2 protein-coding genes are annotated in these 4,763 nt (G+C 64.8%); both read right to left on the reverse strand.

Features of this window, described 5'->3' with window-relative positions:
• Positions 1-4,277 (reverse strand): YDG domain-containing protein (locus ACRC0P_RS12300; protein ID WP_438631300.1); only part of this gene is annotated, 4,277 nt, incomplete at its 3' end.
• 247 nt (positions 4,278-4,524) lie between these two features.
• A partial coding sequence (locus ACRC0P_RS12305; RefSeq protein WP_438631302.1) for a hypothetical protein occupies positions 4,525-4,763 on the reverse strand: 239 nt, incomplete at its 5' end.

Raw genomic sequence — 4,763 nt, forward strand, 5'->3', positions numbered from 1 at the left:
ACCATGCCGGTGAAGCCCGCGCCCGACGCATCGAGTGTCGCGTCGGTGGTGCCGTCGTAGGTCTTGTCCTCAGCGGCGATGCCGGTGATGGCGGCGATGCTCGCCTTATCGATATCGGCACTGGTGGTGGCGGTATTGCTGTCGAGGGTGTAGTTGCCCGCGTCGCCGCCGCCCAGAGTCAGATCGGTGATATCCACCGTCTTGTCGCTGCCGGCGTTCTTGTCGGCGAAGGCGCCGCTGGCTGTGGCGACCGTGAGGGTGTCACCGGCAACCATGCCGGTGAAGCCCGCGCCCGACGCATCGAGTGTCGCGTCGGTGGTGCCGTCGTAGGTCTTGTCCTCAGCGGCGATGCCGGTGATGGCGGCGATGCTCGCCTTATCGATATCGGCGGTAGTGGTGGCGATGTCGCTGTCGAGGGTGTAGTTGCCCGCGTCGCCGCCGCCCAGGGTCAGGCCGGTGATATTCACCATTTTATCGCTGCCGGCATTCTTGTCGGCGAAAGCGCCGCTGGCTGTGGCGACCGTGAGGGTGTCGCCGGCAACCATGCCGGTGAAGCCCGCGCCCGACGCATCGAGTGTGGCGTCGGTGGTGCCGTCGTAGGTCTTGTCCTCAGCGGTGATGCCAGTGATGGCGGCGATGCTCGCCTTGTCGATATCAGCGGTAGTGGTGGCGGTGTCGCTGTCGAGCGTGTAGTTGCCCGCGTCGTCGCCCCCCAGGGTCAGGCCGCTGATCGCGACCGTCTTGTCGCTGCCGGCGTTCTTGTCGGCGAAGGCGCCGCTGGCTGTGGCGACGGTGAGGGTGTCGCCGGCAACCATGCCGGTGAAGCCCGCGCCGGACGCATCGAGTGTCGCGTCGGTGGTGCCGTCGTAGGTTTTGTCCTCGGCGGTGATACCGGTGATGTTGGCGATGCTCGCCTGGTCGATATCGGCGCTGGTGGTGGCGGTATCGTCGGCGAGGGTGTAGTTGCCCGCATCGCCGCCGCCCAGGGTCAGGCCGCTGATCGTGACCGTCTTGTCGCTGCCGGCATTCTTGTCGGCGAAGGCGCCGCTGGCCGTGGCGACGGTGAGGGTGTCGCCGGAGACGATGCCGGTGAAGCCCGCGCCCGACGCATCGAGTGTCGCGGCGGTAGTGCCGTCGTAGGTCTTGTCCTCAGCGGTGATACCGGTGATGTTGGCGATGGTCGCCTGGTCGACCGTCAGGGTTCCGCCGGCATAGCTGATGTCGTAGTTGTCCGCCGCCAGGCCGTCGGCGGTGAGGCTGTAGCTGCCGGCATTCACGGCGTTTTGCGCGTCGCCGCCAAAGCTGAGGCTGCCGTTGAGCACACTCTCGTCTTCGCCCGCCACGAACCCGGCGTAGGTAACACCGTTGCCGCCAGTGAAGGTCTGGCCGTCATAGGTTTTGTCAACGTCGTTGGCGGTGATGGTGAGATCGGCCTTGCTCACGGTCAGAGTGCCCTCGGCATAATCGATGACGTAGTTGTCCGACAACAGGCCGTCGGCGGTGAGGGTGTAGCCGCCGGCATTCACGGCGTTTTGCGCTGTGCCGCCAAAGCTGAGGCTGCCGCCGAGCACGTTCTCATCTTCATCCGCCACGAACCCGTCGTAGGTGACACCGTTGCCGCCGGTGAAGGCCTGGCCGTCATAGGTTTTGTCAACGTCGTTGGCGGTGACGGTCAAGGCCGCCTTGTCGATGGTCAGCCCGCCCGCACCGTAATCCACGTAAACACCGTTTGCGGAAGTGGTGGTGACGTCGAGGACACCAGCGCCGGAATAGGCGTAGGTGCCGACATCGGTCGTATTCGTGATGGCGCTGCCCCAGTCGAGCGAGACATTGTCCTTTCCTACGCCGTCCAGCGGAAAGTCGAGGAACTCCGGGTTGGCGTCGCCATAGGTCTTGCCGGTATTGGTGTCGGAGAGCCTGACGTAATCGTCATACAGCGCGTCGCTGCTGACACCGACCCCGCGCAGCATCATATAGCCGCTGTTTTCAGGCGTATCGCTGTTACTGGACTTGCCCCAGACAGTCTCGAAATCCCAACCGGCATCGATGAAAGTGAAGGGATTTTGCATCTCCGCCGTGGTCAGGCCGGTTCCGCCCGGGCTCGACCCCTGGCCGCTGGTCTCCGTATTCCAGTAGGAATTCGTTACCGTGGAGTTGACGTTGTGCCCCACCAGTCCGCCGACATTGCCCAATCTCGCTGCCACACTGCCCGTGGCGTAGGCGTTGCTGATCATGGAGTTAGAGTTCTCCCCCGCCAGCCCGCCGACCTGTCCGCCCCCCGATACGCTGCCGGTGGCGTAGGCGTTGCTGATGGTGGAGTCCGTATTGTTGGTCCCCACCAGCCCGCCGACATTGAAATCTCCCGACACGCTGCCGGTGGCGTAGGCGTTGCTGATGGTGGAGCTGTTGGTGTTCTCCCCCACCAGCCCGCCGACCCCGAACGAGCCCTCCACGCTACCGGTGGCGTAGGCGTTGCTGATGGTGGAAGAGTTGTTGTGCCCCACCAGCCCACCGACTCTGTCGTCCCCCGTCACACTGCCGCCAACGAGCCCGACATTGCGGAGGGTCGCGCCGTCGGTGGAGCCGAACAGGCCGATATTATCGGTGCTGGGGCGATTGATAGTCAGATCGCTAATGGTGTGGCCGAGGCCGTCGAAACGGCCGGTAAACTCATTCCCCCCAACGTTCGCTGGGTCAAAAGTGCCCACCGGGTCGAACCCCTCGTCCGAGTTCCAGCTTGCGGTGGCGCTCGCGTCGATATCCGCACCCAGCACGTAATTGCCGCCAAGATCGCCGTTCATCCCTTGCAGGTCGGTGCCGGTGGTGCTGCCCTCGCTGCCCAGCGCATCGATAACGGTCCAGGTTATCGCCTCATCGCTCCCCTGCTGCGTTTTAAAGAGGCTGCCCGCCTTGAGGTTCACGGGTGCGTTGATCGTGTAGGTGCCGCTGCCGGTGGTCTGCGCGTATTGCAGAAACAGGCCGTCGGCGTCGGTTGTGCCGGTGCTGGTCAGTTCGGCGTTGATGGTGATGTCATTGTCGGCGCGAAGGGTCAGGGTATGGGAAGCCCAGTCGATGGCGGCGTTGACGGTGATATTGCCTTCCTCCGTGTCCGTGCCGTTGGTACCGCCGCTCCAATCGCTGTTGTCGCCACCGTCCGCCGTCGTCACCGTGACATCGCCGGACTCCAGCGCCGTTTGAATCGCGCTGGCCTTGCCGGTATCGATTTCGATGTTGACCGGGTCGATAAGCCATTCCCCGCCTTGCGTATCAACGTTCAAATCCTGGTCGATATTGACCCCGGCGGCGGAGGTTTCGACGAAACCGGCGGCGAGTTCGCCCGCGGCATTCACCTCGCCATTGTCCATATCCCCGAGCAGAACGATCTCGCCGTTCTCGCCACTGGCCAGGGTGCGCGCCTCGGTGACGCCGGTGTGGTTGATCACGCTGGAAGCCAGCTCGCCGGCGGCCTTGGCGGTCAGGTAGACCTGGCCGCCGCCGGCCTCAATGGCGCCGCCCTGTTCGATCAGGCCATTCAGCGCGCCCTTTTCCACGCGCAGCTTGACCGGGCCGCCCAGGTCGAGGGTGACGCGGCTGCCGGACCCCATCGCCACGGTGCCGCCGGGGGCCTCGATGCTGCCCTCGTTGACGATGCGCGCGGCAACGAGCGCCACCGCCCCGCCTTGGGCGGCGCGGATGGCGCCTTCGTTGATGACCGCGGCCGTGCTGTCGCCCTCGAAGGTGTGGCGCCCGGCGAGAAAATCCTCGTCGCTCAGTTCCAGGGTGGAGGCCACCAGGCCGCCGACGTTGACCTGCGCCGTGGGGTTGAATAACACGCCGTTGGGGTTGATCAGAAACACCCGGCCGTTGGCGCTCAGCGCGCCCTGGATAGTGGAGACATCGGAGCCGGTCACGCGGTTGAGGGCGATTGACGAGGCGGAGGGCTGTTCGAAGGTGACCGAGTTGTCCTTGCCGATGGAGAAGCTCAGCCAGTTGACCGACAGGCGCTCGCTGGACTGGGTCACCACCATGTCGGTGCCGTCGCTGCTGATGCTGCCGCTGCCGGCGCTGATGGTGCCGCTGCCGGGCAGTTCTGCCAGGGCCGGCGCCGCGGGGACGGACAGCCCGGCCGCCAGTAGCAGCGTGCCGATACGGGGGGCGGACGGGGATGATGCGCTGGATACCGCGCTGCGGCTTTTACCCTGGGCTTTGGCGAGTTCGCCGGCGGCTATCCAGGTGTTGCGGCTTGTACTCCATAGGACTTTGTAGATTCGGTTCATTGTTGTGGCCTGTTTTTTTATCTTGTCTTCAACTTGGAGTAGGAGCGGCCAAGGGCCGCTCCCGGCCGGATCGTTCCTACGTCGTCGTTCGGATCAATCCGGTAGTTAATTGGCCCCCCCTGTAGGAGCCTGCTTGCAGGCGAATTGAGGTCGCGGCAAGGCACCGGGAATGTTCGCCTGCAAGCAGGCTCCTACAGCGCAATCCTCAGGGGGGAGCAGCTCGGGGCTTAACTCAGTGCCATTCGGTTCAGAACCTATAAGTCGCCTGGATCCAGAACCGCGGGTCCCGCTGCTCGTCCTCCGTTGCCGTCTCTCCGGTGGTCTGGAACGCCATTGCGGCATCCAGGCTCCAGGCCGCGCCGCTGTAGCGCAGGCCGAGGCCGCCGCCGGCCCGGCGCTCGCCCGGCTCGTCGAGATACGCTGCGCGCTGGCCGTGGTCGTAGAACAGGTAGGGGGTGACCTGCGCTGTGGTGTGATAGCGGGTTT

The sequence above is a fragment of the Microbulbifer sp. genome, from assembly GCF_051659245.1.
Classification (GTDB): domain Bacteria; phylum Pseudomonadota; class Gammaproteobacteria; order Pseudomonadales; family Cellvibrionaceae; genus Microbulbifer.